Raw genomic sequence first — 25858 nt, 5'->3', positions numbered from 1 at the left:
ATCCAGCCCGGGACACCGCGAAGGGCCCCCGTCCGCAGAACGGACGGGGGCCCTTCGCCGTCGTGTGGCGACGTTGGAGCTGCAGAGATCAGTGGTGGCCGTGGCCGCTCGTGATCTCCTTGTACTCCTCGACGGTCGGCTTCGGGATCTGCGACTCCTCGCCGTAGAAGCCCTTGCTGAGCTTCGCGCGCAGCTTCTCGGTGGCCTTCACCTTGCGCCGGACGCCGTTCTCGTCGACCTCCGGGCCGAGCTCGAGCGGCTTGGGCTGCTCGTGCGCGGTGAGGGTGTACAGCTGCTCCTGGCTGAGCGGCTCGTGCACCTCGATGAACTCACCGTGCGGCAGGCGCTTGATGATGCCCGACTCGCGGCCGTGCAGCACCTTCTCCTTGTCCCGGCGCTGCAGGCCGAGGCAGATCCGCTTGGTGACGATGAACGCCACGACCGGGGCGACGAAGAACGCGATCCGGACGAACCAGGTGATGGCGTTGATCGACAGGTGGAAGTGCGTGGCCCAGATGTCGTTGCCGCCGCCGACGAGGAGCACGAAGTACAGCGTGATCCAGGCGACGCCGAACGCGGTGCGCGTCGGGGCGTTGCGCGGGCGGTCCAGGATGTGGTGCTCGCGCTTGTCGCCGGTGACCCAGGACTCGATGAACGGGTACACCGCGATGGCGACCAGGACCAGCGGGAAGATCAGCAGCGGGATGAACACGCCCAGGACGAGCGTGTGGCCCCAGAAGTTGATCTCCCAGCCCGGCATGACACGGATCAGGCCCTCGGAGAAGCCCATGTACCAGTCGGGCTGGGCGCCGGTGGAGACCATGTCCGGCCGGTAGGGGCCGATGTTCCAGATCGGGTTGATCGTGGCGATCGCCGAGACGGCCGCGAGCACACCGAAGACCAGGAAGAAGAAGCCTCCGGCCTTGGCCATGTACACCGGGAGCAGCGGCATGCCGACGACGTTCTTGTTGGTCTTGCCGGGGCCCGCGAACTGCGTGTGCTTGTGGTAGAAGACCAGGATCAGGTGCGCCACCACGAGGCCGAGCATGATGCCCGGCAGCAGCAGGACGTGGATCGAGAAGAACCTGGCCACGAAGTCGTCGCCGGGGAACTCGCCGCCGAAGAGGAAGAACGAGATGTACGTGCCGACGATCGGCACGGACAGGATCGCGCCCTCCATGAAGCGGATACCGGTGCCGGAGAGCAGGTCGTCCGGGAGCGAGTAGCCGGTGAAGCCGGTGAACATGCCGAGGACGAACAGCAGGAAGCCGAACAGCCAGTTGATCTCACGCGGCTTGCGGAACGCGCCGGTGAAGAACACGCGCATCATGTGCACGAACATGCCGGCCAGGAAGACCAGCGCGGCCCAGTGGTGGATCTGCCGGATCAGCAGACCGCCACGGACGTCGAAGCTGATGTCCAGCGTCGACTTGTAGGCCTCACTCATCAGCTGGCCCTGCAGCGGCACGTAGCTGCCGTGGTACTCCACCTCGTTCATCGACGGGTGGAAGAACAGCGTCAGGTACACACCCGTGAGGATGATGATGATGAAGCTGTAGAGGCAGATCTCACCCAGCATGAACGACCAGTGGTCGGGGAAGATCTTGCGCATGTTGGCCTTGGCCAGGGAGTAGATCCCCAGCCGGCCGTCGGCCCAGTCGGCGACCCGCTCGCCGGCCGGCGCCTTCCCGCGTGCGCGGGAATCGGTGCTCGTCGTAGTACTCATCCGCGCTCCCAGAAAGCAGGACCGACGGGCTCGTCGAAGTCACCGAGCGCTTCGAGGTAGCCCTCGTCGTTCACGCCGATGCGCAGCTGCGGCAGGGCGTGGCCGGCGGGTCCGAAGATGACCTTGGCCCCGTCGGAAAGGTCGAAGGTGGACTGGTGGCAGGGGCAGAGCGCGTGGTGCGTCTGCTGCTCGTACAGGGAGATCGGGCAACCGACGTGGGTGCAGATCTTCGAGTAGGCGAGGATCCCCTCGTGCGACCACTCCAGCGCGCGCTTGTCCTTGATGTCGTCCGGCTGGATGCGGACCAGCATCAGGGCGGCCTTGGCGATCTCGGTCTGGAAGCCGTGGTCGTGCTCCTCCAGGCCCTCGGGCTTGGCGAAGGTCAGCGAACCCACGATCAGGTCCGACGGGCGCAGCGGCTCGTTGGTGTTCATGTTGACGAGCAGCTTGCCCTTGGACCACAGGGTGTGGCGCAGCTTCGTGCCGGGCAGCGGGCCGAGGTCGCGCAGCAGGACCACGCCGGAGAGCGGGAACAGGGCCAGCGCGCCGAACATGGTGTTGCGGATCAGCTTCCGGCGGCCGAGCGCCGACTCCTTGGCGCCCTGGCGGAAGTCGTCCATGACCTTCGCGCGGACCTCGGGAGGGGCCTCGATCGGGTGACGCTCGTCGGCCAGCTCGTGGTCCGACATCAGCGTGCGGGCCCAGTGGACCGCGCCGGCGCCGATGCAGAACAGGGCCAGGCCGAGCGTCATGCCCAGCGCGAAGTTCAGCGCGCTGATGTGACCGATCGGCCAGATGTAGACCGACTTGTCGACCGGGATGGTCACGTACGAGGCGATGAAGCCGACGGTGGCCAGCATCGACACCGTGAACAGCAGGGCGACCGTACGCTCGGACCGCTTGGCGGCCCGCTCGTCGATGTCCTGCACCCGCGGCTCGTGGGGCGGGAGGCCCGGGTCGGCGAACGGGTTCTGCTCGTCCGCGAGCTTCACCGCGCCGTGGCTGGTGTCCTGCGCTGCGGGCAGGTTCTCTTCGGGAATGTCTTGGCTACTCATGACTTCTTGGCCTTTGCGGTCCGAGCGGCGACCCAGACGGCGACCGCGATCAGCGCACCGAGTCCGAAGATCCAGGCGAACAGACCTTCGGAGACGGGGCCGAGGCCGCCCAGCGACAGGCCGCCGGGGCTCTCGGTGTCCTCGCCGTTGACCGCGTCGAGGTACGCGATGATGTCCTTCTTGTTCTGCTCCGACAGCGTGGTGTCGGGGAAGGAGGGCATGTTCTGCGGGCCGGTGAGCATGGCCTCGTAGATGTGCTTGGGCGCGACGCCGTCCAGGCTGGGAGCGTACTTGCCGTGCGTGAGCGCACCGCCCTTGCCGGTGAAGTTGTGGCACTGCGCGCAGTTGTTGCGGAACAGCTCGCCGCCCTTGGCAGCGTCGGCGCCCTCGGGACCGTACTGCTCCTCGGTCGGGACGGCCGGGCCGGCGCCCAGGGAGGCGATGTACGCCGCCAGCTGGTCGATCTCGGCCTGCGAGTAGATGTTCTTCTTGCGCGGGATCTGCGCGCCCTGCGAGGTGGCGGCCGGCATACGGCCGGTGCCCACCTGGAAGTCGACCGCCGCGGCGCCCACGCCCACCAGGCTCGGGCCGTCGGACGTGCCCTGACCGCCGGTGCCGTGGCAGCTCGCGCAGCCGACGGTGTAAAGCTTCTTGCCCTCCTCGATGGTGAGGGACTGGGCGGTTTCGTCGGCCTGCGCCTTGTCCGCGGGTGCGAACACGGCGTACAGCCCCCCGGTGCATGCCAGCGCGAGGAGTAGGACGACGAGCGCCGCCAGCGGATGGCGTCGTCGTGCGGAGAGCTTTTTCACGGATTACCCCGGTGTCAGGATCTTCTGCGTCGATGCTTCTGTTGAGTGCGCTGTGGTCAGCGCGCGCGGATGAGGGCCCGCCTACTTGATCATGTAGATCGTGGCGAAGAGGCCGATCCAGACGACATCGACGAAGTGCCAGTAGTAGGACACGACGATGGCCGCGGTCGCCTGTTCGTGGGTGAACCTCCGGGCCGCGTAGGTGCGGCCCAGGACCAGGAGGAAGGCGATCAGGCCGCCCGTCACGTGCAGGCCGTGGAAGCCGGTGGTCAGGTAGAAGGCCGAGCCGTACGGGTCGGAGGAGAGGGACAGGCCCTCGTGCTTGACCAGCTCGGTGTACTCGAAGACCTGGCCGCCGATGAACACCGCGCCCATGATGAAGGTGACGATGAACCACATCCGGAGCTTCTTCACGTCACCGCGCTCGGCGGCGAAGACGCCGAGCTGGCAGGTGAGCGAGGAGAGCACCAGGATCGTGGTGTTCGTCGCCGAGAACGGGAAGTTCAGCAGGTCGGCCTTCTCCGACCAGAAGTCGGGTCCGGTCACCGATCGCAGGGTGAAGTACATCGCGAAGAGGGCCGCGAAGAACATCAGCTCGGAACTCAGCCAGATGATGGTTCCGACGCTGGTGAGGTTCGGTCGGTTGACCGACGGGTGCGCGTGCCCGGTGTCTACTGTCGTTGCTGTCGCCACGCCGACATTATGTCGGTCGCTTATCCCGCCCTCACTCCCGGGGGTGCCGTTCGGTGTGTTCGCCCCTCCTGGACTGCCCGTATGGCCCATGGGAGCCCCCTTCGAAGCCGTGTCCGAACCGGTGTTGACGGGCGGTCCGAGGGGGTAGCATCCGCGCCATCGGTACCCGAAGTTCCCGACAGAGCCGTGCCCTCTCTCTTACGCGTGGAGGAACAATGCAGGCGACCGCCACGGTGCTGGTCTACAGCGACGACGCCAACACCCGGGAGCAGGTGCGGCTCGCCACCGGGCGGCGGCCGGCACCGGACGTGCCCCTCGTGGAGTTCGTCGAGTGCGCGACGCCGGCGGCCGTGCTCACCGAGCTGGACCGGGGCGGCATCGACGTGTGCGTGCTGGACGGCGAGGCCGTGCCGATGGGCGGCATGGGGCTGTGCCGGCAGATCAAGGACGAGGTCTTCAACGCCCCTCCGGTGCTGCTGCTGATGGGCCGCCCGCAGGACGCCTGGCTGGCGACCTGGAGCCGCGCGGAGGCCGCGGTGACGCTCCCGGTGGAGCCGGTGGAGTTCGCGAACGCCCTGGCCTCGCTGCTGCGCCGGAAGGCGCTGGCGGGCGCCTGAGGCGTCCGCGCCGCCCCTCGTGGCCGTCGGGGCCGCCGGGCCGCCCGTGGGCGGTCGCGGCGGCCCTGCGCGCTTCACACGGCCGCGGGCCGCAGCCGCGCCACCTGCTGAGCGGTGTCCGGGGTCTTCCCGCTGCCCGTGAGGGCGCTGCCCTCGCGCCACTTGTCCCAGGTCACGTTCCAGTCGCCGAAGCCGTTGCCGAACGGCTCCATGGTGTCGCCCTCCGAGTTCACGACCTCCACCAGGTCGCCCTGGCGGAAGGTGTCGAAGAACCACTCGGCGTCGGCGGTGCTCATCCCGACGCAGCCGTGGCTCACGTTGGCGTAGCCCTGCGAGCCGACCGACCAGGGGGCGGCGTGCACGTACTCGCCGCTCCAGGTGACCCGGGTGGCGAAGTGCACGTCCAGGTCGTACGACTCGGAGGAGCCCTCGGCGATGCCGACGGTGGTGCTGCGCATGCGTACGAAGCGTTCCTTGGCGAGCACCACCTTGACGCCGTTGCGGGTCTCGAAGCCGGGCTTGCCGGTGGTGACGGGGATCTGCTTGATCTCCTCGCCGTTCTTGTAGACCGTGAGCTGGTGGGCGGCCGCGTCCGTGACGGCTATCACGCGGTCACCGGTGCGGATGGTGAGCGGCTTGGCCGCGTCGCCGCGCAGCCGGTCGCCGACCTTGATGCCCTCCAGGTTGGAGCGCACCCGGACGGTGGCGTCGGCCGGCCAGTACTCCTTGGGCCGGAAGTGCAGCTTCTTGTCGTCGACCCAGTACCAGGCGCCGGTGACGGAGGGCGTGGAGTCGACCTTCAGGCCGCGTTCCACGACGGCCCGCTGCGCCGGGTCCTTCACGGGTTCGCTGAGCTCCGCGACGAGCGGCTGTCCGACGCCGTACGTGCCCGCCTCGGGGCCGAAGGTGATGCCCAGGCGCTTGGCGGCGCCGGGCTTGCCGGTGGTGAAGGTGAGGACCTTGCGGCCGGGCCTGCCGTCCTCGTCCTCGGTGCTCACGCGGACCGTGTACTGCGCGGAGGCGGCCAGCGGGGTGGTGCTGTGCCAGCGGCTGCCGTCGGCGGCGAGTTCGCCCGCCAGGTGGCGTCCGGAGGCGTCCACGGCGACGACGTCGGTGATGCGCCCGTCGGAGTCCTCGGCGGTGATCTCGAGGGGCTTGTCGGGGTCGGCGGTCTTCCCCTCGTCGAGGGAGCCGCCGAAGGAGATCTGGTCCGCCGCGTCGTACGGCTCGGCGGACAGCGGGCTGCCGTCTGAGGAGCAGCCGGTGACGCCCGCGCCGAGGGCCGCCACCAGCAGCGCGCAGCCGGCGAGGCGGGCCCGCGTGGCGCCCGGGCCGGTGCGGGGGGACTCTGTGTCTCTCATGGCCTCACGCTAGGGAGCCGGGCGGTCCCCGGCTCACCGGGCGGCCCGAACGGGTGAGGCGGATGCGGCAGAAGCGGGAGCCCGGACCCTCCTGACGGAGTGTCCGGGCTCCCGGGTGCCTGGCGGCGTGCTACTGGGTGCGGTTCTCACCGCGGTAGTACTCGAAGACCCATCCCCACAGGCCGATCAGCAGGAGCGGCGCGGAGAAGTACATCAGCCACCAGCCGATCGCCACGCCCATGAAGGCGAAGGCGCCGCCCGCGGCCAGGGCCAGGGGCTGCCAGCTGTGCGGGCTGAAGAACCCGACCTCGCCGGCGTCGTCGGCGACGTCCGCCTCCTTGTTGTCCTGGGCGCCCACGTCGACCCGCCGGGCGGTGAAGCCCAGGTAGAAGCCGATCATGATGCTCAGGCCGAAGGACAGGACGAGGGCAGTGGTGCCGACCGGCTCCTTCGACCACAGGCCGTAGACCACGGCCATGGCCAGGAAGAAGAGGCTCAGCCACATGAACATCTTGCCCTGGATCTTCACTTGCCGGCCTCCTTGCCGCCGGAGAGGGCCTTCTCGCCGTGACCGGCGTTCTCGAGCTCGTCGAGCGCGGCGATCTCCGGGTGGTGCAGGTCGAACGCCGGGGATTCACTGCGGATCCGCGGCAGGGTGAGGAAGTTGTGCCGGGGCGGCGGGCAGGAGGTCGCCCACTCGAGGGAGCGGCCGTAGCCCCACGGGTCGTCGACCTCGACCGGCTTGCCGTACTTGGCGGTCTTCCACACGTTGTAGAAGAACGGCAGCAGCGACATGCCGAGGAGGAACGAGGCGATCGTCGAGACCGTGTTCAGGGCGGTGAAGCCGTCCGCGGCCAGGTAGTCCGCGTACCGGCGCGGCATGCCCTCGACGCCCAGCCAGTGCTGGACCAGGAAGGTGCCGTGGAAGCCGATGAACAGGGTCCAGAAGGTGATCTTGCCGAGCCGCTCGTCGAGCATCTTGCCCGTGAACTTGGGCCACCAGAAGTGGAAGCCGGCGAACATCGCGAACACCACGGTGCCGAACACCACGTAGTGGAAGTGCGCCACCACGAAGTACGAGTCGGAGACGTGGAAGTCCAGCGGCGGCGAGGCCAGGATGACGCCGGTCAGACCGCCGAAGGTGAACGTGATGAGGAAGCCCAGCGTCCACAGCATCGGCGTCTCGAAGGACAGGCTGCCCTTCCACATGGTGCCGATCCAGTTGAAGAACTTCACACCGGTCGGGACCGCGATCAGGAAGGTCATGAAGGAGAAGAACGGCAGCAGCACACCGCCCGTGACGTACATGTGGTGCGCCCACACCGTCACCGACAGACCCGCGATCGCGATGGTCGCGCCGATGAGGCCCATGTAGCCGAACATCGGCTTGCGGGAGAACACCGGGATGATCTCGGAGACGATGCCGAAGAACGGCAGCGCGATGATGTACACCTCGGGGTGACCGAAGAACCAGAAGAGGTGCTGCCAGAGCAGCGCTCCGCCGTTCGTCGAGTCGAAGATGTGCGCCCCGAACTTGCGGTCCGCCTCCAGGGCGAACAGCGCGGCGGCCAGCACCGGGAAGGCGAGCAGCACCAGCACACCGGTGAGCAGCACGTTCCAGGTGAAGATCGGCATGCGGAACATCGTCATGCCGGGGGCGCGCATGCAGATGATGGTGGTGATGAAGTTGACCGCGCCGAGGATGGTGCCGAAGCCGGACAGGGCGAGGCCCATGATCCACATGTCGGAGCCGATGCCCGGCGAGCGGACCGCGTCCGACAGCGGCGAGTAGGCGAACCAGCCGAAGCTGGCGGCGCCGTCCGGCGTCAGGAAGCCGCCGACCGCGATGAGCGAGCCGAACGAGTAGAGCCAGTAGGCGAACATGTTCAGCCGCGGGAACGCCACGTCGGGCGCGCCGATCTGCAGCGGCATGATCCAGTTCGCGAAGCCGGCGAACAGCGGCGTCGCGAACATCAGCAGCATGATCGTGCCGTGCATCGTGAACGCCTGGTTGAACTGCTCGTTCGACACGATCTGCAGGCCCGGGCGGGCCAGCTCGGCGCGCATCACCAGGGCCATCACGCCGCCGATGACGAAGAAGACGAACGACGTCACCAGGTACATCGTGCCGATCGTCTTGTGGTCCGTGGTCGTCAGCCACTTGACCACGACGCTGCCACGGTTCTGGCGCCTGACCGGCAGTTCGTCCTCGTAGTGGGACCCAGCTGCCGCGGCACCCTTGGGTTCGTTGAGGATGCTCACAGGATGTTCGACTCCCGGTTCTTCTCGGGGCCGGACTGCTCGATGCCCGCGGGCACGTAGCCCTTCTGCCCCTTCTTCGCGAGGTCCTTCAGGTGCTGCTCGTACCGCTCGGGGGAGACGACCTTCACGTTGAACAGCATCCGGGAGTGGTCGACGCCGCAGAGTTCGGCGCACTTGCCGAGGAAGGTGCCCTCACGGTTGGGGGTCACCTCGAAGGCGTTGGTGTGGCCCGGGATGACGTCCTGCTTCATCAGGAACGGCACCACCCAGAAGGAGTGGATGACGTCACGCGAGGTCAGCACGAAGCGGACCCGCTTGCCCTCGGGCAGCCACAGGGTGGGGCCCGGGTTGTTGGTCTGCGGGTTCCGGGTTCCGGGGATGCCGCAGTCGTAGACACCGCCGGCGTCGGCCGGGAAGGCCTCCTTGTAGCGGTCCGGAATCGCGTCGAGTTCCTTGGACGTCTTGGCGTCGCCCGTGGAACCCTCGACGTTCTCGACGTAGTTGAAGCACCAGCTCCACTGGAAGCCGACCACGTTCACCGTGACGTCGGGCTTCTTCTCGAGCTTCAGCAGCTCGGATTCGTCGCGCGCGGTGAAGTAGAAGAACACCGAGACGATGATGAGGGGGACCACCGTGTACAACGCCTCGATGGGCATGTTGTACCGGGTCTGCGGAGGTACCTCGACCTTGGTGCGGCTGCGCCGGTGGAAGAAAGCACTCCACAGGATCAGGCCCCACACCAGCACGCCGACGGCGAGCGCGGCCGCCCAGGACCCCTGCCACAGGGAGAGGATCCGGGGAGCCTCTTCCGTCGTGGGGGTGGGCATGCCAAGGCGGGGGAAGTCCTCCCATGTGCAACCGGTGGCGGTCGCCAGGACCAGGCCCGCGGTCAGTGCCTGCAGCAGCTTCCGCCGCATCGGGCGCCGCGGCTTGGGGGTACCGCCCACGCCTTCCAGGCCGTGGGGGAGGTCGGAGCCGTTGGGACTCACGTAGCGCCTTCCCGAGAGTCTCGCCCGCGCTGTTCGGCTGCGGCCTGGCCTTCTCGCTGGTCGGTCGCCGCCCTGCGTCGGGCAGGGGTTTGGATGTTTATGCGGACCAAACCCTAGCCGACGCCCTTCCGGGGTTCGCGGGGAGGGGTGCCGTACGCGCCGCGGGTTACATCGAGCGCCCCATCTTCCCGGGGTGCGGGCGTCGTGGCGGCTGCGGCGTCGTCGTGGTCGATCGCGCGGTTCCCCACGCCCCCGAGGGGGTTAGCGTTGGCGTGTGTCCTACTTCGACGCCGCTTCCGCCGCTCCTCTTCATCCCGTCGCCCGTCAGGCGCTGATGGCCTCTCTGGACGAAGGGTGGGCGGATCCGGCGCGGTTGTACAAGGAGGGGCGGCGGGCGCGGCTGTTGCTCGACGCCGCCCGGGAGGCGGCCGCGGAGGGGGTGGGGTGCCGGCCCGACGAGCTGGTGTTCACCCCGTCGGGGACGACGGCGGTGCACTCCGGGATCGCGGGGGCGCTGGCCGGGAGGCGGCGCACCGGGCGTCACCTGATCGTGTCAGCGGTCGAACACTCGTCTGTACTCCATGCGGCGGAAGTTCACCGGGACGGCGGCGGCACGGTCACCGAGGTCCCGGTGGACCGCACGGGCGCCGTACGCCCGTCCGAGTTCGCCGGGGCGCTGCGGCCGGACACCGCGCTGGCCTGTCTGCAGTCCGCCAACCATGAGGTGGGCACCCTGCAGCCGGTGGCCGAGGCGGCCGAGGCGTGCCGGGCCGCCGGGGTGCCGCTGCTGGTGGACGCGGCGCAGTCGCTGGGCTGGGGCCCGGTGGAGGGCGCCTGGTCGCTGCTCGCGGCGAGCGCCCACAAGTGGGGCGGGCCCTCGGGGGTGGGTCTGCTGGCCGTACGCAAGGGGGTGCGGTTCGCGCCCCAGGGGCCGCGGGACGAGCGGGAGTCGGGGCGGGTGCCCGGGTTCGAGAACCTCCCGGCGATCGTGGCCGCGGCGGCGTCGCTGCGGGCGGTGCGGGCGGAGGCCGCCCAGGAGGCGGCCCGGCTGCGGGAACTGACGGACAGGATCCGGGCGCGGGTGCCGGAGCTGGTGCCGGACGTGGAGGTGGTCGGGGACCCGGAGCGGCGGCTGCCGGGCGTGGTCACCTTCTCGTGTCTCTATGTCGACGGGGAGACCGTGCTGCACGAGCTGGACCGGGAGGGCTTCTCCGTGTCGTCCGGCTCGTCCTGCACCAGCAGCACGCTGACGCCCAGCCATGTGCTGAAGGCGATGGGGGTGCTCAGCGAGGGCAACGTCCGGGTGTCGCTGCCGCCGGGCACGAAGACGGAGGACGTGGAGCGCTTCCTCGACGTGCTGCCGGGCGTGGTCGCCGGGGTGCGGGAGAAGCTGGGCGCACCGGTGTCCCGTACGGAGGCCGTCACCGAGGAGCGGGAGGAGGCGCTGGTGGTGGACGCGCTGGGGCGGCGCTGCCCGATCCCGGTGATCGAGCTGGCCAAGGTGATCGGCGACGTGCCCGTGGGCGGCCTGGTGCGGGTCCTCGCCGACGACGAGGCGGCCCGGCTGGACATCCCCGCGTGGTGCGAGATGCGCGGCCAGGAGTACGTGGGCGAGCAGCCGGCGGACCGGGGCGCGGCCTATGTGGTCCGCCGGCTGTCGTGAGGTGTGACCGGGGTCAGCGCAGGTGCTCGCGCACCTCGGTGGCGGCGTCGTCGCCGTAGGCCTTGGTGAAGCGCTCCATGAAGTGGGCGCGGCGCAGCTGGTACTCCTGGGTGCCGACCGTCTCGATGACGAGGGTCGCCAGCATGCAGCCGACCTGCGCGGCGCGCTCGAGGGAGACGCCCCACGCGAGGCCGGACAGGAAGCCCGCGCGGAAGGCGTCGCCGACGCCGGTGGGGTCGGCCTTGCGCTCCTCGTCGGGGCAGGCGACCTCGACGGGCGGCTCGCCGGCCCGCTCGATGCGCACGCCGCGGGCGCCGAGGGTGGTGACGCGGTGGCCGACCTTGGAGAGGATCTCCTCGTCGGTCCAGCCGGTCTTCGTCTGGATGAGGCCCTTTTCGTACTCGTTGGAGAAGAGGTACGTGGCCCCCTCCAGCAGTATCCGGATCTCCTCCCCGTTCATGCGGGCGATCTGCTGGGAGAAGTCGGCGGCGAACGGGATGCCCCGCGAACGGCACTCCTCGGTGTGCCGGAGCATCGCCTCCGGGTCGTCGGCGCCGATGGACACCAGGTCGAGTCCGCCCACACGGTCGGCGACGGTCTTCAGCTCGATCAGACGGGCCTCGCTCATCGCGCCCGTGTAGAAGGAGCCGATCTGGTTGTGGTCGGAGTCCGTGGTGCACACGAAGCGGGCGGTGTGCAGCGTGTCCGAGATGCGGACGGAGTCGGTGTCGACGCCGTGCCGCTCCAGCCAGGCGCGGTACTCGTCGAAGTCGAACCCGGCAGCGCCGACCAGGATCGGGCGGGTGCCGAGCTGGCCCATGCCGAAGGCGATGTTCGCGGCCACCCCGCCGCGACGCACGTCGAGGTTGTCGACCAGGAAGGACAGCGAGACCGTGTGCAGCTGGTCCGCGACGAGCTGGTCGGCGAAGCGGCCGGGGAAGGTCATGAGGTGGTCGGTGGCGATGGAGCCGGTGACTGCGATGCGCACGGCGTGGATTCTCCTGGGGGAGGGGGGTTTGACACTTCACGCTACCGGGTGGGGACGGCCCGTAGAAGCAGCCGAAACTACCCGATAGTAGCTCTTTCTTCACGGCTGTCCGCGTGCATACGGTGCGGACATGACGAACATCAAGGTCCACAGCCCCGCTCCGGTCGACCTCGAGGGCGACCTGACCTCGCTGCGCGGCGACTGCGCCCGGATGGTCCCGCACTGGACGGCGCCCGAACGGACGGCGGCCCGGCCGGTGTCGCCCTCCCTGATCCACGGGGTGGATGTGCCGCCCGCCTCGGCGCGGATGCTCGACGCGATGTCCGACTACGGCGACTGAGCGAACGAGGGGAACCGCGCGCTCCCCCACTGCGTCCCATCGCTGTCCCCCGTGGAGGGGATGCGGGATACGAACCCTCGGCAGCCCCGGCGTGACCGGGCAGGGTCCGCATGGGACAGCTGTGCAGGCGAAGGAGCGATGCGGTGAACACCGAGCGACCCGACCACGACGACGAGCCGCGCCCCGTCTCGGGCGACGCGCCCGACACGGAGGGCGCCCGGCCGCGCACCGCCTCCCCGGAGGCGGCCGCATCCGATTCCGGCGCCGCGGGGACGCGGGGCGCGGACGAGAACGAAGAGGCTTCGCAGCCTGAGGGCGCCGAGGGCGCGGACGCCTCGGCGTCCGAGGCCGGAAGCCTCACACGCGCGGGTGACGCCGGACCGGCCGGTCGGCCGGAGGGGACGGAGCCGGGTACCGGCGCCTCCCGGCCCGGGGCGGGCGGGACCGCCGAGCACGGGCCCGCGGCGGCGCCCGACGGGACCACGGCATCCGCGGCCGGGTCCGACGAGCCCGGCCGGATCGACGCGCACGCCACACCGGCCGATGCGTCCGCGGCTTCGCGGCGGGCGACCCCGGAAGCGACCGGTCCGCAGGCCGCCGACAGCGACACACCTCGCACCGAGAAGGACGGACCCGAGCGGGCCGGCGCCCCCGCCACCGCCACGAACGAGTCCGCGCCCCCGCCGCCCGCGAAGCCGGAAGCGACCGGCCCACAGGCCACCGACAGCGACACACCTCGCACCGAGAAGGACGGACCCCAGCGGGCCGGCGCCCCCGCCACCGCCACGAACGAGTCCGCGCCCCCGCCGCCCGCGAAGCCGGAAGCGACCGGTCCGCGGGACGGGGACGCGCCCCGCGCCGGGGAGGCCGAGTCCGCGCGGGCGGACGCGTCCGCGGCCGAAGCCGCCGGCCCGGCCGCCGCGGGTGACGGTTCCGACGACCACGCCTACGCCGGCCCCGAACCCGTCGTCGGCGCCGGGCACGACGGGGACCCCGGGGCCGAGAGGCCCGTGCGGCGGCGGACGCCGGCGCTGGTGGCCTCCGTCGCCGCCGCCGTGCTGCTGGTCGGCGGCGGTGGGGCGTATCTCGCCGCCGGGGCGGCCGGGGACTCCGGGGGCGGTGCGACGCCGGGGGCGAACGGGGACGCCACTCCCCCGCCGCTCGCCCTGGACGGCTACTCCGAGAGCGGCCCGAACGGCATCGCGCCGGGCGAGCCCAACCCGTACGGCGCGACCTACCGCGCCGAGGGCGCCCTCCCCGACGGCCCGGACGCCGCGCCCGTGTTCCACGCGCGGGGCCAGGTCACCGAGGACCAGGTCGTCGCCCTGGCCGAGGCGCTGGGTGTCGAGGGCAAGCCGGTCGCCGAGGGCGGCTCCTGGCGCATCGGCGGCCAGGACGGCTCCGGCCCGACCCTGCGCGTCGACAAGCAGGCCCCCGGCGCCTGGACGTTCAGCCGGAACATCCCCCGCAGCGACAACTGCAAGGGCGCCACCTGCAAGGCCCCGACCGGCGCCAAGACGGCCGCGGTGAGCGAGGCCGCCGCGAAGAAGGCGGCCGCGCCGGTGCTGAAGGCGTTGGGCCAGGACGACGCCAAGCTGGACGCGAGCCAGGTCCTGGACGGCAGCCGCGTGGTGAACGCCGACCCGGAGATCGGCGGGCTGCCGACGTACGGCTGGACGACCGGGGTGGTCGTCGGGGCGAGCGGCGAGGTCGTGGGCGGCAGCGGACGGCTCGCGGAGCCGGTGAAGGGCGACGAGTACCCGGTGGTGAGCGCCCGCGAGGCGCTGGACGCGATGAACGGCGCGCCCGGCGCCGGCGACCGGGTGGAGATCAGCGGCTGTGCCAGTCCCGTACCGCTGGACGAGGGACAGCAGCAGGAGGAGCCGTGCGCCCCGGCGACGAAGCGGCAGCCGGCAGGCGACACGGTGTCGGTGGACGAGGCGGTGTTCGGGCTGGCCGCGCACTCGGTGGACGGGCGCCCCGCGCTGGTGCCGTCGTGGCTGTTCGAGGTGCGCCCGGCGGGCTCCGACAACCCGTTCACGGTGACGCACCCGGCGGTGGACCCGGAGTTCCTCGCCGGGCCGGCCGGGTCCGGGGAGCCGTCGGGCCCCGGTGACGAGCCGACGTCCGCGCCGGCCACCCGCGAGGTCGAGGTGGAGGGCTACCGGGCCGAGGGCGACGAACTGACCGTGACGTTCACGGGCGGCGTCTGCGCCGACTACGAGGCGGCGGCGAGCGAGAGCGGGGGCAAGGTCACCGTGCGGGTGACCGAGACGCCCTGGCCGGACAAGGTGTGCATCCTCATCGCCAAGCAGTACGAGCGGACGCTGAAGCTGGACGCCCCCCTCGGCGACCGCCAGGTGGTGACGTCGGACGGCGAGCCGGTGCCGCTGCACAAGGGCGGCGCCCGCCTGCCGGCACCTTCCGACGCCCGCTAGGCGGCATCGCGTACGACGAAGGCGGCGGTCCCGTGGTCACGGGGCCGCCGCCTTCGTCATGCGGTCCGCCGGACGGACCGGTGAGGCTCAGCTGAAGGAGTCGCCGCAGGCGCAGGAACCCGTGGCGTTCGGGTTGTCGATCGTGAAGCCCTGCTTCTCGATGGTGTCGACGAAGTCGATGGTGGCGCCGCCCAGGTACGGGGCGCTCATGCGGTCGGTGACGACCTTCACACCGCCGAAGTCCTTCACCACGTCGCCGTCGAGCGAGCGCTCGTCGAAGAAGAGCTGGTACCGCAGGCCGGAGCAGCCGCCGGGCTGGACGGCCACGCGCAGCGCGAGGTCGTCACGGCCTTCCTGGTCGAGCAGGGCCTTGACCTTGGACGCGGCGGCGTCGGTCAGGACGATGCCGTCGGTCACGGTGGTGGTCTCGTCCGATACGGACATCTACATCTCTCCCGGGTTGTACGGAGACTGCTTGCCGACGGTTGCAACCGACGGGGCCGCGGATTCATTCCGGGCCGGGTGCGTCTTTTCCTCGGCTCCCTCCTCATGCTCGCACACGCCGTGCGGAGCGGAAACCGTCGCTTGCCGGGGCTCGCCGGGAATGAACGGGCGGCCGCCGGGATTCACGTCACATGGACGCTATGGCCATCGTCAAAGTGACGTGAACCGGTTATGATAGATAGCGTCAATTCGACGAGAAGTCGCCAGAACAGAAAGGGTGCGTGTCGTGACCACCGCCCAGACCCAGGAGCTCGACGTCCAGCCGACTCCCCTCGCCCTGCTGCTCCTCGGCCGTGAGGCCGACCCGAGGAGCGAGCGCGGAGTGGAGTGCCCCGGCGACCTCCCCTCGCCGTCCGACCCGGACCTGGTGGAGCGCGCCCGCGCGGCCAAGGCGAAGCTCGGGGACAAGGTCTTCGTGCTCGGCCACCACTACCAGCGGGACGAGGTCATCCAGTTCGCCGACGTCACGGGCGACTCCTTCAAGCTGGCGCGGGACGCGGCCGCGCGCCCCCAGGCCGAGTACATCGTGTTCTGCGGTGTGCACTTCATGGCCGAGTCCGCCGACATCCTCACCGGCGACGACCAGAAGGTCGTCCTCCCCGACCTCGCGGCCGGCTGCTCCATGGCGGACATGGCCACCGCCGAGCAGGTCGCCGAGTGCTGGGACGTGCTGACCGAGGCCGGGATAGCCGAGCAGGTCGTCCCCGTCTCGTACATGAACTCCTCCGCCGACATCAAGGCCTTCACCGGTAAGCACGGCGGCACGATCTGCACCTCGTCGAACGCCAGGCGAGCCCTGGACTGGGCGTTCGAGCAGGGCGAGAAGGTCCTCTTCCTCCCCGACCAGCACCTGGGCCGCAACACGGCGGTGCGGGACATGGGGATGTCGCTGGAGGACTGCGTCGTCTACAACCCGCACAAGCCGAACGGCGGTCTGACCGCCGAGGAGCTGCGCGCCGCGAAGATGATCCTGTGGCGCGGCCACTGCTCGGTGCACGGCCGCTTCAGCCTAGACTCGGTGAACGAGGTCCGTGAGCGCATCCCGGGCGTCAACGTCCTGGTGCACCCCGAGTGCCGTCACGAGGTCGTCGCCGCCGCGGACCACGTCGGCTCGACCGAGTACATCATCAAGACGCTGGAGGCGGCCCCGGCCGGCTCCAAGTGGGCCATCGGCACCGAGCTGAACCTGGTCCGCCGCCTGGCGAACCGTTTCGCGTCCGAGGACAAGGAGATCGTGTTCCTCGACCGCACGGTCTGCTTCTGCTCGACCATGAACCGCATCGACCTCCCCCACCTGGTCTGGGCCCTGGAGTCCCTCGCCGAGGGCACCCTGGTCAACCGCATCCAGGTCGACAAGGAGACGGAGGCCTTCGCGAAGCTGGCCCTGGAACGCATGCTGGCGCTGCCGTAGCGGCCGCGAGGACCGTACGCACACGCGGGCCGGGGACGGGTGACCGTCCCCGGCCCGCGTGTCCGCGGAGCGGTCCGCCGCCGCGGACGGCGCGGCCGGGGGCGAGCACGGCCCCGGTGTGCTGCCGCTGCTGTCGCGCGCGCTCCTGACGACGTGGCAGGAACGGGAGGGAACCCCGGCTCACCCTCAAGGGACGACGGCGAGGGCAGCCCCTGCGGCTGGCAGATCGACGACCCGGACTGGCGGTCCGGCAGCTCCGTCTGCAGCTGGTCGAAGAAGCGCGGGTGCAGTCGGTCTACAAGAGGGACAAAAGCGGTGCCAAGGTGTTTATTTGGACCAAGACCGGGATGAGGGGCACCAAGATGCTCTGCGTCCGCAAGGTTCAGAAGCTCGACCTGAAGGGAGCGGGCGCCTTCGTCCGCAGCCACACCTGGAAGTGCTGACGAGCGGAAACGGAGGGCGCCCCCGTGGATTCCACGGGGGCGCCCCTGTCGTGCGGACGGACGGCGCGTCAGACCTGCGCCGGCGCCTCCTTGCCGGAGGCCGGCTCCGGGTGGGAGGCCGCCTCCCGCTTCGCCGCGCGCTTCAGGGCGCGGCGTTCCTTGCGGAGTTCCAGCATCGCGTAGAGCGTCGGGACCAGGAGCAGCGTGAGCAGGGTCGACGTGATCAGGCCGCCGATCACCACCACCGCGAGCGGCTGGGCGATGAAGCCGCCCTCGCCGGTGACGCCGAGCGCCATCGGGAGCAGGGCGAAGATCGTCGCCAGGGCCGTCATCAGGATGGGCCGCAGCCGGTGCCGGCCGCCCTCCAGGACGGCGTCGATGACGCCGTGACCCTGTGCGCGGTACTGGTTGATCAGGTCGATCAGCACGATCGCGTTGGTGACCACGATGCCGATCAGCATCAGCATGCCGATCATCGCCGGGACGCCCATCGGGGTGCCGGTGACCAGCAGCAGACCGATCGCGCCGGTCGCCGCGAACGGCACCGACACCAGCAGGATCAGCGGCTGGGCCAGCGAGCGGAACGTGCCGACCAGCAGCATGAACACGATCGCGATGGCGGCCAGCATGGCCAGGCCCAGGTTGACGAAGGCCTCGTCCTGGTCCTCGGTCACGCCGCCGATCTCGGCCGTCGCGCCCGCGGGCAGCGTCAGCTCGTTGATCTTCGACTGGAGCGCCGTGCCCACCGCGCCCGTGTTGTCGCCGACCGGGCGGGCGGTGACGGTGGCCGCGCGCTGGCCGTCGATCCGGGTCATGGAGACCGGGCCGTCCACCTGCCGGACGGTGGCGATGTCACCCAGCTTGACCGGGCCGAGACGCAGGTCGCGCAGCTCCTCGACGGTCGTGGCGGGCCGCGCCGAGCGGATCACGACGTCCCGCTCGGTGTCGTCGAGGACGGCCTTGGCGGCCGGGGTGCCCTTCACCGACTGGGCGACGGCCATGCCGAGGGTCTGGGCGTCGAAGCCGGCCGCGGCGGCCTTGTCGTTGGGCGTGACCGAGATGCGGGGCACGCTCTGCGCCAGGTCGCTGGTGACGTCGGTGACGTCGTCCAGGGTGGCCACCGCCTCGCGGACCTGCTCGGCCGCCTTGTTGAGCACCCGCGCGTCGGCCGCCTTGACGACCACGCTGAGGTCCTGGCTGCCGAAGCCGTCGCCGGCCGCCACCGTGGTGGTGCCGATGCCGTCGAGCCCGGCGAGGCCCTTCTCGATCTCGTCACGGACGTCGTCGGAGGACGCGGAGTCCTCCAGCATGACCTGGTAGCTCGCCTGGTTGGTGTCGGTGCCGCCGCCGAAGGCCGCCATGAAGCCGGACGAGCCGACGGTCACCTGGTGGTCCTTGACGCCCTCGGTGTCCGAGAGCAGCTTCTCGACCTTCTTCGCCTGCGCGTCGGTGGCGGCCAGGCTGGTGCCGGGCTCGAGCTTCTGCGTGACGGTGAGGACCTGCTGCTCGCCCGCGTCGAAGAAGTTGGTCTTCAGCAGCGGGGCCATGGCGAAGGTGGCGATCAGCACGACCACGGCGATGGCGACGCTGGTCAGCCGGCGCCGGGTGGCGAAGCGCAGCACGGGCACGTAGGCCCGCTGGAGGCGGCTCCTGGCCTCCTTCTCCTCGGCCTGCCTGCGGGCCTCCTCGGCGTCCTCCGGGGTGCCCTTCGGGGGCCGCAGGAACCAGTACGACAGCACCGGGACGACCGTCAGCGACACCAGCAGGGACGCCAGCAGCGCGGCGGTGACGGTGAGGCTGAAGGAGCCGAACAGCTCGCCCACCATGCCGCCGACCAGGCCGATCGGCAGGAACACGGCGACGGTGGTGAGGGTGGAGGAGGTGACCGCGCCGGCCACCTCACGCACCGCGTTCATGATCGCGGAGTGGCGTTCCTCGCCGTAGCCGAGGTGCCGCTTGATGTTCTCCAGGACGACGATGGAGTCGTCGACGACCCGGCCGACGGCGATGGTCAGGGCGCCCAGGGTCAGCATGTTGAGCGACAGGTCGCGGGTCCACAGCACGATCAGCGCGAGCACCACCGACAGCGGGATGGACACCGCGGTGACGAGGGTGGAGCGGACCGACGCGAGGAAGACGAGGATCACCAGCACGGCGAAGAGCAGGCCGAGCGCGCCCTCGGTGGTGAGGCCGTCGATGGCCTTGGAGACCGCGGGGCCCTGGTCGCTGACCACGGTGAGGGTGGCGCCGTCGCCGAGGTCCTTGCGCAGACCGGGCAGTTTCTTCTCGACGGCCTCGGAGACGGCGACGGCGCTGCCGTCGTGGTCCATGGTGGCCATCACGGCGAGGCTGGGCCTGCCGTTGGTGCGGGTCAGGGAGTCGGAGCGCGCCTCCTCCTGGCGGACCGTGGCCACGTCGCCGAGGCGGACGGGCTTGCCCTGGCCGGGGGCGGCGGTGACCATCAGGTCCTGGATCTGCCGGACGGAGGTGAAGCCGCCGCCGACCTGGACGGTGCGGTTGGCGCCGTTCTCGTCGAAGGAGCCGGCCGGGACGGTCGCGCCGCCGGCCTGGAGGGCCTGCGCGACCGACGCGCTGGTCAGGCCCGCCCTGGCGAGCTTCGCCTCGTCGGGGACGACGGTGACCTGGAGGTCGCGTACGCCGTCCACCAGGACCTGGCCGACGCCGTCGATGCTCTTCAGCGCGGGCACCACCGTGCGGTCCAGCTGGTCGGCGAGCGCCTGCTGGTCCTTGTCGGAGGTGACGGCGAGGACCACGGTCGGGATGTCGTCCGTGGATCCGGCGACGACCTGCGGGTCCACCCCGGACGGCAGCCGGGCGCCGGCCCGGTTGACGGCCTGCTGCACGTCGGCGACGAGCTGCTGGGTGTTGTTGCCGTAGTCGAAGGACGCCATGATCACGGCGTTGCCCTCGCTCGCCTTCGAGGTGATGCCGGAGATGCCGTCGACGGCCTCCAGGCTGTCCTCGACGGGTTCGACGACCTGCTTCTCCACCACGTCCGGGGAGGCGCCCTGGTAGGGCGCGATCACGGAGACCATGGGCAGTTCGATGGTGGGCAGGAGCTGCTGCTTGAGCTGGGGTATCGCGATCGCCCCGAAGACGAGCGCGATGATCGACATCAGTCCGATCAGCGCCCGTTGCGCGAGGCTGAATCTGGACAGCCAGGACATGGGTCAGGGTCTCTTTTCCGTCGCGGCGAAGTTACGGCAGACGGGCGCGCGCAGTGGGCGGCCCGCTCTACACCCTGAGCCATGACCCCGTGCCGATCCGTGGTCCCGAGGTCCGATTCTTCAGGCGGCCCCTACTCCCGCCGCAGTACTCGCGGCTACGCCTGGTCCGTCCTCGGACGGACGAGCCCGGACTCGTAGGCGATGACCACGAGCTGGGCCCGGTCGCGGGCGCCCAGCTTGGCCATGGCGCGGTTGACGTGGGTCTTCACGGTGAGCGGGCTGACCTCGAGGCGTTCGGCGATCTCGTCGTTGGAGTGGCCGCCGGCGACCTGGACCAGCACCTCCCGCTCCCGCACGGTGAGCGAGTCGAGCCGTTCGGCGCGCTCGGGGTCCTGGTCGGGGCCGGGGCCTTCCTGGGCGAGGAAGCGGGCGATCAGGCCTTTGGTGGCTTGCGGGGACAGCAGCGCCTCTCCCCCGGCGGCGATGCGCACGGCGTTGAGCATCTCGCCCGGCTCGGAGCCCTTGCCCAGGAAGCCGGAGGCGCCGGCCCGCAGCGACTGCACCACGTAGTCGTCGACCTCGAAGGTCGTCAGTATGACCACCCGCACCCCGTCGAGCGCGGGGTCGGCGCTGATCTCGCGGGTGGCGGCGAGACCGTCGGTGCCGGGCATGCGGATGTCCATGAGGACCACGTCGGGCCGGTGCTCGCGGGCCAGCCGGACGGCCTCGGCGCCGTCGGACGCCTCGCCCACGACCTCCATGTCCGGCTCGGAGTCGACGAGGACGCGGAAGGCGCTGCGCAGCAGGGCCTGGTCGTCGGCGAGCAGGACGCGGATCGTCATGCGGGCTCCAGCGGGACGTGGGTCACGGGCGGCCGCCGGGGGCGGCGGAGGTGCGGGGCTCGACGGGCAGGATCGCATGCACGCGGAAACCGCCGCCGTAGCGGGGGCCGGTGGTGAGGGTGCCGCGCAGGGCGGTGACGCGTTCCCGCATGCCGAGCAGTCCGTGCCCGCCGCCGGGGGCGGGGCCGTGTCCGTCGTCGCTGCCGTCGTCGAGCACGGTGACCTCGATGTGCGGTCCGACGCGTACGACGCTGACCTCGGCGCGCGCGTCGGTCCCGGCGTGCTTCTGCACGTTGGTCAGCGCCTCCTGGATGATCCGGTACGCGGCCAGGCCGACGGCGGCGGGCAGTTCGGTGCCCTGGTCGGCGCGGGCGACCTCGACGCGGAGTCCGGCGTTGCGGAAGGTGGCGGCGAGTTCGTCGAGGCGGTCGAGGCCCGGGGCGGGTTCGGTGGGCGCCTCGGGGTCGCCGGACTGGCGCAGCAGGCCGACGGTGGCGCGCAGTTCGCCGAGGGCGTGGCGGCTGGCCTCGCGTACGTGGGCGAGGGCCTCCTTGGCCTGGTCGGGACGCTTGTCCATGACATGGGCGGCGACGCCTGCCTGCACGTTGACCAGGGCGATGTGGTGGGCGACCACGTCGTGCAGGTCGCGGGCGATGCGCAGGCGTTCCTCGGCGACCCGGCGGCGGGCCTCTTCCTCGCGGGTGCGCTCGGCGCGTTCGGCGCGCTCCCGGATGGCCTGGACGAAGGCGCGGCGGCTGCGGACGGCGTCGCCCGCGGTGGCGCCGATGCCGGTCCAGGCGAGGATCGCCAGGTTCTCCTGCGCGTACCAGGGCAGGGGCCCGGCGGCCATGGCGGTGCCGGTGAGGACGGTCATGGTGAGCAGGCCGAGCCGCCAGGTGGTGGGGCGGTCGGTGGAGGCGGCGACGGTGTAGAGGGCGATCACCGCGCACATGGCGACGGGGGCGCGCGGGTCGCCGGTGACGGACTCGACGACGGAGAGGCCGCCCGCGACGCCGAGCACCGTGCGCGGGGCGCGGCGGCGGAAGACGAGCGCGGCGGCGCCGAGCGCCATCAGGACCAGGCTGAGCGGGTCCGGGGTGCGCAGGCCCCAGCTGACCCCGTCGGGGTCGTGCGGCTCGACGAAGGACCCGGCGACCATGCACAGCAGGACGCCGGCGGCCAGCACCGTGTCCACGGCGGCCGGATGGGCCCGCGCCCGGCAGCGGGCGCGTGTCAGGGTGCTCACGGCTGGTTGCGGTGACCGGGGCGGACGCCCGTGCGGCGCGGCCCCGGCTCCCCCCTCTCTGCGGACTGCCTTGTGACGGACGGCCGGACCCGGTTGTTCCGGGGACGTGTCAGGTCCCCGGGATGAGGCCGTCGTCGGTGAGGAGGTCGCGGACCTCCTCGAGGGTGGCGTCGGGGGACGGGAGGATGAGGTCGGACGGCTCCAGGGAGTCGTCCGGCAGCGGCTCGCCCAGCTCGTGCACCTTGTCCAGCAGGGCCTGGAGCGTGGCGCGGAAGCCGGGACCGTCGCCGTTCTCCATCTCGGCGAGCAGTTCCTCGTCGAGCTTGTTCAGCTCGGGCAGCCGGCTCTCCTCCAGGGTCAGCTGCCCCTCCCCCATGATCCGTACGATCATGTCGCCCTCCTCGGCGTGGGCTACTGCTTGTCGAAGCGCGGGGTGTCCTGCGGCTGCTGCTGGGACTGCGGCTGCGCCTGGCCCTGGCCCTGGCCGCCCTCGAGGGCCTGCCGGTCGCCGGAGGAGCCGCCGGCCAGCTCGGCCTTCATGCGCTGCAGTTCGAGCTCCACGTCCGTGCCGCCGGAGAGGCGGTCCAGCTCGGCCTGGATGTCGTCCTTGTGCATGCCGGACTGGTCGTCGAGGGCGCCGGAGGCGAGCAGCTCGTCGATCGCGCCGGCCCGCGCCTGGAGCTGGGCGGTCTTGTCCTCGGCGCGCTGGATGGCCAGGCCGACGTCGCCCATCTCCTCGGAGATGCCGGAGAACGCCTCGCCGATCCGGGTCTGCGCCTGGGCGGCGGTGTAGGTGGCCTTGATGGTCTCCTTCTTGGTGCGGAAGGCGTCCACCTTGGCCTGGAGGCGCTGCGCGGCCAGCGTCAGCTTCTCCTCCTCGCCCTGGAGCGTGGCGTGCTGGGTCTCCAGGTCGGTCACCTGCTGCTGGAGCGCGGCGCGGCGGGAGAGGGCCTCGCGGGCCAGGTCCTCGCGGCCCAGCGCGAGCGCCTTGCGGCCCTGGTCCTCCAGCTTCGACGACTGGGACTGGAGCTGGTTGAGCTGGAGCTCCAGGCGCTTGCGGCTGGTCGCCACGTCGGCGACACCCCGGCGGACCTTCTGGAGCAGCTCCAGCTGCTTCTGGTACGAGTAATCGAGGGTCTCGCGCGGGTCCTCGGCCCGGTCAAGGGCCTTGTTCGCCTTCGCGCGGAAGATCATCCCCATACGCTTCATGACACCGCTCATGGGCTTCGCGCGCCCCCTTCTGACGGACTCCAGCTCCAGTGACTGCCTCAGAACCCACAGTACGGGCCCTGCATCCATTACCGCACTGTTCGGGGAAGGATGCGCTCATCCCCAAGGACGACTGAGTACCCTCCTGATCCGGCGTAGGGAGTAGGTGCTTCCCGGGGTGCGGCCGGCGGTCGCCCCGCGAGGCCGCCGCTACGTCCCCATCTGTCCTAGGAGAGACGTCCGGTGTTGCCGGATCGTTCCCCGCGGGGCTGTGGTCCAACCCCGGCCACCCCGTACCCTTGGGTTTTGTGTTCCGTAGCCGTGCCAAGGAAGAGAAGGCACCGGGCGCCGACAAGGCGACGGTGACCGACTCCAATCAGCCCCGTCACCCCGAGGCCCCCAAGGGCCGCCCCACACCCAAGCGCAGCGTGGCCCAGTCGCAGCGCCGCAGCGTGGCCAACACGACGATGTCGCGCAAGGAGGCCGCCAAGCGTCAGCGCGAGGAGCGCCGTGCCGCACTGGAGCGTCAGCGCCAGGCGCTGGCCAGCGGCGACGAGCGGTACCTGCCCGCGCGCGACAAGGGGCCGGTGCGCCGCTTCGCCCGTGACTTCGTGGACTCGCGTTTCCACATCGCCGAGTGGTTCCTGCCGATGGCCGTGGTCATCCTCGTGCTGAGCATGGTGCAGGTGGCGCAGCTGCAGAACATCGCGCTGCTGCTGTGGCTGGTCGTCATCGTGATGATCGTGCTCGACTCGGTCGTGACGGGCTTCCGCCTGAAGAAGACGCTCGCCGAGCGCTTCCCCGGCGAGAACCGCCGCGGCGCGGTGGCCTACGCGCTGATGCGCACGCTCCAGATGCGCCGGCTGCGGCTGCCCAAGCCCCAGGTGAAGCGCGGGGAGCGGCCCTGAGCACCACCCCGTTCGCGCACGGTACGACGGCGCCGGGTCCGCTGGGCGGGCCCGGCCGTCTGCGTGACGTCGTCCGTGAGGAGCTGGTGGCCCGCCAGCTGGAGGAGCAGATGGTCGCGCGCTTCCCGGTGGGGAAGCGGCTGCGGGTGCTCGACGTGGGCATGGGCCGGGGCGCGCAGGCGCTGCGGCTGGCCCGGGCCGGCCATCAGGTGACGGGCGTGGAGCAGGACGCGGCGTCGATAGCGGCGGTCCGGGAGGCGTTCGCCGGGGAGCCGGAGGGCATCCGGGAGCGGATGCGGATCATCGAGGGGCAGGCCGGGGACACCGGTGTGCATTTCCTGCCGGGCAGTTTCGACGTCGTGCTCTGTCATGGCGTGCTCATGGACGACGTGGAGGAGCCCGACGCGCTGCTCGCGGGCGTGGCCCGGATGCTGGCGCCGGGCGGGATGCTGTCGCTGCTCGTGCGCAACGGCGACGCGGCGGCGATGCGGGCGGGTCTGTCCGGCGACTGGGCGGGGGCGCTGGCGGCGTTCTGCCCGCCGACGGCGTCGTACGGGCTGAAGCGGCTGACGTCGACGCTCGCGGGGATCGGGGCGCCGCTGCACACCTGGTACGGCGTGCGGGTCTTCACGGACACGGCGGCGGACGGCGCGGTGGCGCCGGACGACCTGGACGCGGTGCTGGCGGTCGAGGACCGGGCCGGGCGCACGGACCCGTACCGGGGGGTCGCGGCGCTGCTGCACCTGTGCGGGGTCCGGGGCTGAGGGCTCAGCCCCGGAGAACCCGGGTTCCGGCAGTCTCCGCTCAGGCTCCTTCGCCGGCGTTCTCGGCCTCCGCCGCGGTGGTCTCGTCCGCGTGCAGGCTCATCGGGCCGTAGATCTCGGTGTCGTCCTCCAGCAGGCGCACCTGGTCGGCGCCGCCCTCCAGAAGGGCCTTCCAGTTCTCCCCGATCCAGGACTCGGCGTCCCCCTGCGTGGTGAACTCCTCCGGCGCCACCGCGGGCTCGACCTGCGTCCCGTCGGCCTTCTCGAACCGCCACGTCCATGCCGCCATGTACGCCTCCCAAGCGTGTGAGCTCACTGCACAGCAGAAGCCGGATCTTGGTCCGGCTCCTGACCAAGAGCGTAGTCGGACGGGCATCGGCTGTGGGGAAAGGCGAGAATCGG

The 25858-nt window shown here is 71.0% G+C and carries 23 protein-coding genes; 7 read left to right on the top strand and 16 right to left on the bottom strand.

The features are described 5' to 3' along the window. Nucleotides 1-88: 88 nt before the first annotated feature. The 4 genes from qcrB to ctaE form a co-directional block, all read right to left on the bottom strand. Nucleotides 89-1726: a cytochrome bc1 complex cytochrome b subunit gene (gene qcrB / locus ACQY0Z_RS14590; RefSeq protein WP_189896731.1), complete on the bottom strand. Its 1638-nt coding sequence runs from the start codon at nucleotides 1724-1726 to the stop codon at nucleotides 89-91. Beyond that, on the bottom strand, nucleotides 1723-2781 hold the full coding sequence (gene qcrA / locus ACQY0Z_RS14585; protein WP_189896729.1) for a cytochrome bc1 complex Rieske iron-sulfur subunit: 1059 nt from the start codon (nucleotides 2779-2781) through the stop codon (nucleotides 1723-1725). Before qcrA ends, qcrB begins: the two co-directional genes overlap by 4 nt. Beyond that, entirely contained in the window at nucleotides 2778-3590 is an 813-nt protein-coding gene (gene qcrC, locus ACQY0Z_RS14580) for a cytochrome bc1 complex diheme cytochrome c subunit (protein ID WP_254587072.1), read from the bottom strand. Before qcrC ends, qcrA begins: the two co-directional genes overlap by 4 nt. 81 nt (nucleotides 3591-3671) lie before the next feature. Beyond that, a complete protein-coding gene (gene ctaE / locus ACQY0Z_RS14575) occupies nucleotides 3672-4283 on the bottom strand; it encodes an aa3-type cytochrome oxidase subunit III (protein WP_031019600.1) in 612 nt (203 codons plus the stop codon). 215 nt (nucleotides 4284-4498) lie between these two features. Between ctaE and ACQY0Z_RS14570 the strand changes: the two genes are divergently transcribed. Next, on the top strand, nucleotides 4499-4900 hold the full coding sequence (locus ACQY0Z_RS14570) for a response regulator transcription factor (protein ID WP_189896726.1): 402 nt from the start codon (nucleotides 4499-4501) through the stop codon (nucleotides 4898-4900). 74 nt (nucleotides 4901-4974) lie between these two features. Here ACQY0Z_RS14570 and ACQY0Z_RS14565 read toward each other — a convergent pair whose 3' ends face one another. The 4 genes from ACQY0Z_RS14565 to ctaC form a co-directional block, all read right to left on the bottom strand. Further along, nucleotides 4975-6261: a L,D-transpeptidase gene (locus tag ACQY0Z_RS14565; RefSeq protein WP_189896724.1), complete on the bottom strand. Its 1287-nt coding sequence runs from the start codon at nucleotides 6259-6261 to the stop codon at nucleotides 4975-4977. Nucleotides 6262-6391: 130 nt separating this feature from the next. Next, nucleotides 6392-6790: a cytochrome c oxidase subunit 4 gene (locus ACQY0Z_RS14560; protein ID WP_189896723.1), complete on the bottom strand. Its 399-nt coding sequence runs from the start codon at nucleotides 6788-6790 to the stop codon at nucleotides 6392-6394. Continuing rightward, the gene (gene ctaD / locus ACQY0Z_RS14555; RefSeq protein WP_033272941.1) at nucleotides 6787-8523 is read right to left on the bottom strand and encodes an aa3-type cytochrome oxidase subunit I; all 1737 of its coding nucleotides are present in this window, start codon (nucleotides 8521-8523) and stop codon (nucleotides 6787-6789) included. The genes ACQY0Z_RS14560 and ctaD overlap by 4 nt, the downstream gene beginning before the upstream one ends. Beyond that, complete coding sequence (ctaC, locus tag ACQY0Z_RS14550; RefSeq protein WP_019522014.1) at nucleotides 8520-9512, bottom strand: aa3-type cytochrome oxidase subunit II; 993 nt, start codon at nucleotides 9510-9512, stop codon at nucleotides 8520-8522. The genes ctaD and ctaC overlap by 4 nt, the downstream gene beginning before the upstream one ends. Nucleotides 9513-9786: 274 nt before the next feature. Here ctaC and ACQY0Z_RS14545 point away from each other — a divergent pair, with 274 nt between their 5' ends. After that, nucleotides 9787-11175, top strand: coding sequence for a cysteine desulfurase/sulfurtransferase TusA family protein (locus ACQY0Z_RS14545; protein WP_347225632.1), 1389 nt, complete (start codon nucleotides 9787-9789; stop codon nucleotides 11173-11175). A gap of 13 nt (nucleotides 11176-11188) precedes the next feature. Here the strand turns inward: ACQY0Z_RS14545 and ACQY0Z_RS14540 are convergent, their stop codons facing one another. Next, nucleotides 11189-12163: a carbohydrate kinase family protein gene (locus ACQY0Z_RS14540; protein ID WP_189896719.1), complete on the bottom strand. Its 975-nt coding sequence runs from the start codon at nucleotides 12161-12163 to the stop codon at nucleotides 11189-11191. 130 nt (nucleotides 12164-12293) lie between these two features. Between ACQY0Z_RS14540 and ACQY0Z_RS14535 the strand changes: the two genes are divergently transcribed. Next, nucleotides 12294-12503 carry a hypothetical protein gene (locus ACQY0Z_RS14535; protein WP_189896717.1) on the top strand — a complete coding sequence of 70 codons (210 nt, stop codon included), beginning with the start codon at nucleotides 12294-12296 and terminating at the stop codon, nucleotides 12501-12503. Nucleotides 12504-12646: 143 nt separating this feature from the next. Beyond that, entirely contained in the window at nucleotides 12647-14941 is a 2295-nt protein-coding gene (locus tag ACQY0Z_RS14530) for a hypothetical protein (protein ID WP_439812379.1), read from the top strand. Between the two features lie 87 nt (nucleotides 14942-15028). Here the strand turns inward: ACQY0Z_RS14530 and erpA are convergent, their stop codons facing one another. After that, nucleotides 15029-15385, bottom strand: coding sequence for an iron-sulfur cluster insertion protein ErpA (gene erpA, locus ACQY0Z_RS14525; RefSeq protein ID WP_019522019.1), 357 nt, complete (start codon nucleotides 15383-15385; stop codon nucleotides 15029-15031). A gap of 286 nt (nucleotides 15386-15671) precedes the next feature. Between erpA and nadA the strand changes: the two genes are divergently transcribed. Further along, complete coding sequence (nadA, locus tag ACQY0Z_RS14520) at nucleotides 15672-16856, top strand: quinolinate synthase NadA (RefSeq protein WP_254587075.1); 1185 nt, start codon at nucleotides 15672-15674, stop codon at nucleotides 16854-16856. 511 nt (nucleotides 16857-17367) lie between these two features. Here the strand turns inward: nadA and ACQY0Z_RS14515 are convergent. The 5 genes from ACQY0Z_RS14515 to ACQY0Z_RS14495 all read right to left on the bottom strand — a co-directional run bounded on the left by ACQY0Z_RS14515 (nucleotide 17368) and on the right by ACQY0Z_RS14495 (nucleotide 23784). Then, nucleotides 17368-20487, bottom strand: coding sequence for an efflux RND transporter permease subunit (locus ACQY0Z_RS14515; RefSeq protein WP_254587076.1), 3120 nt, complete (start codon nucleotides 20485-20487; stop codon nucleotides 17368-17370). Nucleotides 20488-20642: 155 nt separating this feature from the next. Continuing rightward, nucleotides 20643-21329, bottom strand: coding sequence for a response regulator (locus ACQY0Z_RS14510; protein WP_189896712.1), 687 nt, complete (start codon nucleotides 21327-21329; stop codon nucleotides 20643-20645). Nucleotides 21330-21351: 22 nt separating this feature from the next. Then, a complete protein-coding gene (locus tag ACQY0Z_RS14505) occupies nucleotides 21352-22575 on the bottom strand; it encodes a sensor histidine kinase (RefSeq protein ID WP_254587077.1) in 1224 nt (407 codons plus the stop codon). Nucleotides 22576-22684: 109 nt separating this feature from the next. Further along, on the bottom strand, nucleotides 22685-22966 hold the full coding sequence (pspAA, locus tag ACQY0Z_RS14500; RefSeq protein ID WP_189896709.1) for a PspA-associated protein PspAA: 282 nt from the start codon (nucleotides 22964-22966) through the stop codon (nucleotides 22685-22687). A 20-nt stretch (nucleotides 22967-22986) separates the two neighbouring features. Next, the gene (locus ACQY0Z_RS14495; RefSeq protein WP_275981171.1) at nucleotides 22987-23784 is read right to left on the bottom strand and encodes a PspA/IM30 family protein; all 798 of its coding nucleotides are present in this window, start codon (nucleotides 23782-23784) and stop codon (nucleotides 22987-22989) included. 308 nt (nucleotides 23785-24092) lie between these two features. On the opposite strand from ACQY0Z_RS14495, the gene ACQY0Z_RS14490 reads away from it, so the two are divergent. Together ACQY0Z_RS14490 and ACQY0Z_RS14485 are read left to right on the top strand one after the other, a co-directional pair. Beyond that, entirely contained in the window at nucleotides 24093-24692 is a 600-nt protein-coding gene (locus ACQY0Z_RS14490; protein WP_337662794.1) for a DUF3043 domain-containing protein, read from the top strand. Nucleotides 24693-24778: 86 nt separating this feature from the next. After that, the gene (locus tag ACQY0Z_RS14485) at nucleotides 24779-25456 is read left to right on the top strand and encodes a methyltransferase domain-containing protein (RefSeq protein ID WP_189896707.1); all 678 of its coding nucleotides are present in this window, start codon (nucleotides 24779-24781) and stop codon (nucleotides 25454-25456) included. 40 nt (nucleotides 25457-25496) lie between these two features. On the opposite strand, the gene ACQY0Z_RS14480 is transcribed toward ACQY0Z_RS14485, so the two are convergent. Next, nucleotides 25497-25745 carry a hypothetical protein gene (locus tag ACQY0Z_RS14480; RefSeq protein ID WP_189896706.1) on the bottom strand — a complete coding sequence of 83 codons (249 nt, stop codon included), beginning with the start codon at nucleotides 25743-25745 and terminating at the stop codon, nucleotides 25497-25499. Nucleotides 25746-25858 lie beyond the last annotated feature (113 nt).

The sequence above is a fragment of the Streptomyces sp. P9-2 genome (genome assembly GCF_051903975.1).
Lineage (GTDB): Bacteria > Actinomycetota > Actinomycetes > Streptomycetales > Streptomycetaceae > Streptomyces > Streptomyces cellulosae.
The sequence above is the reverse complement of the archived record's forward strand: the minus strand, read 5'-3'. Positions and strand labels throughout refer to the sequence as shown.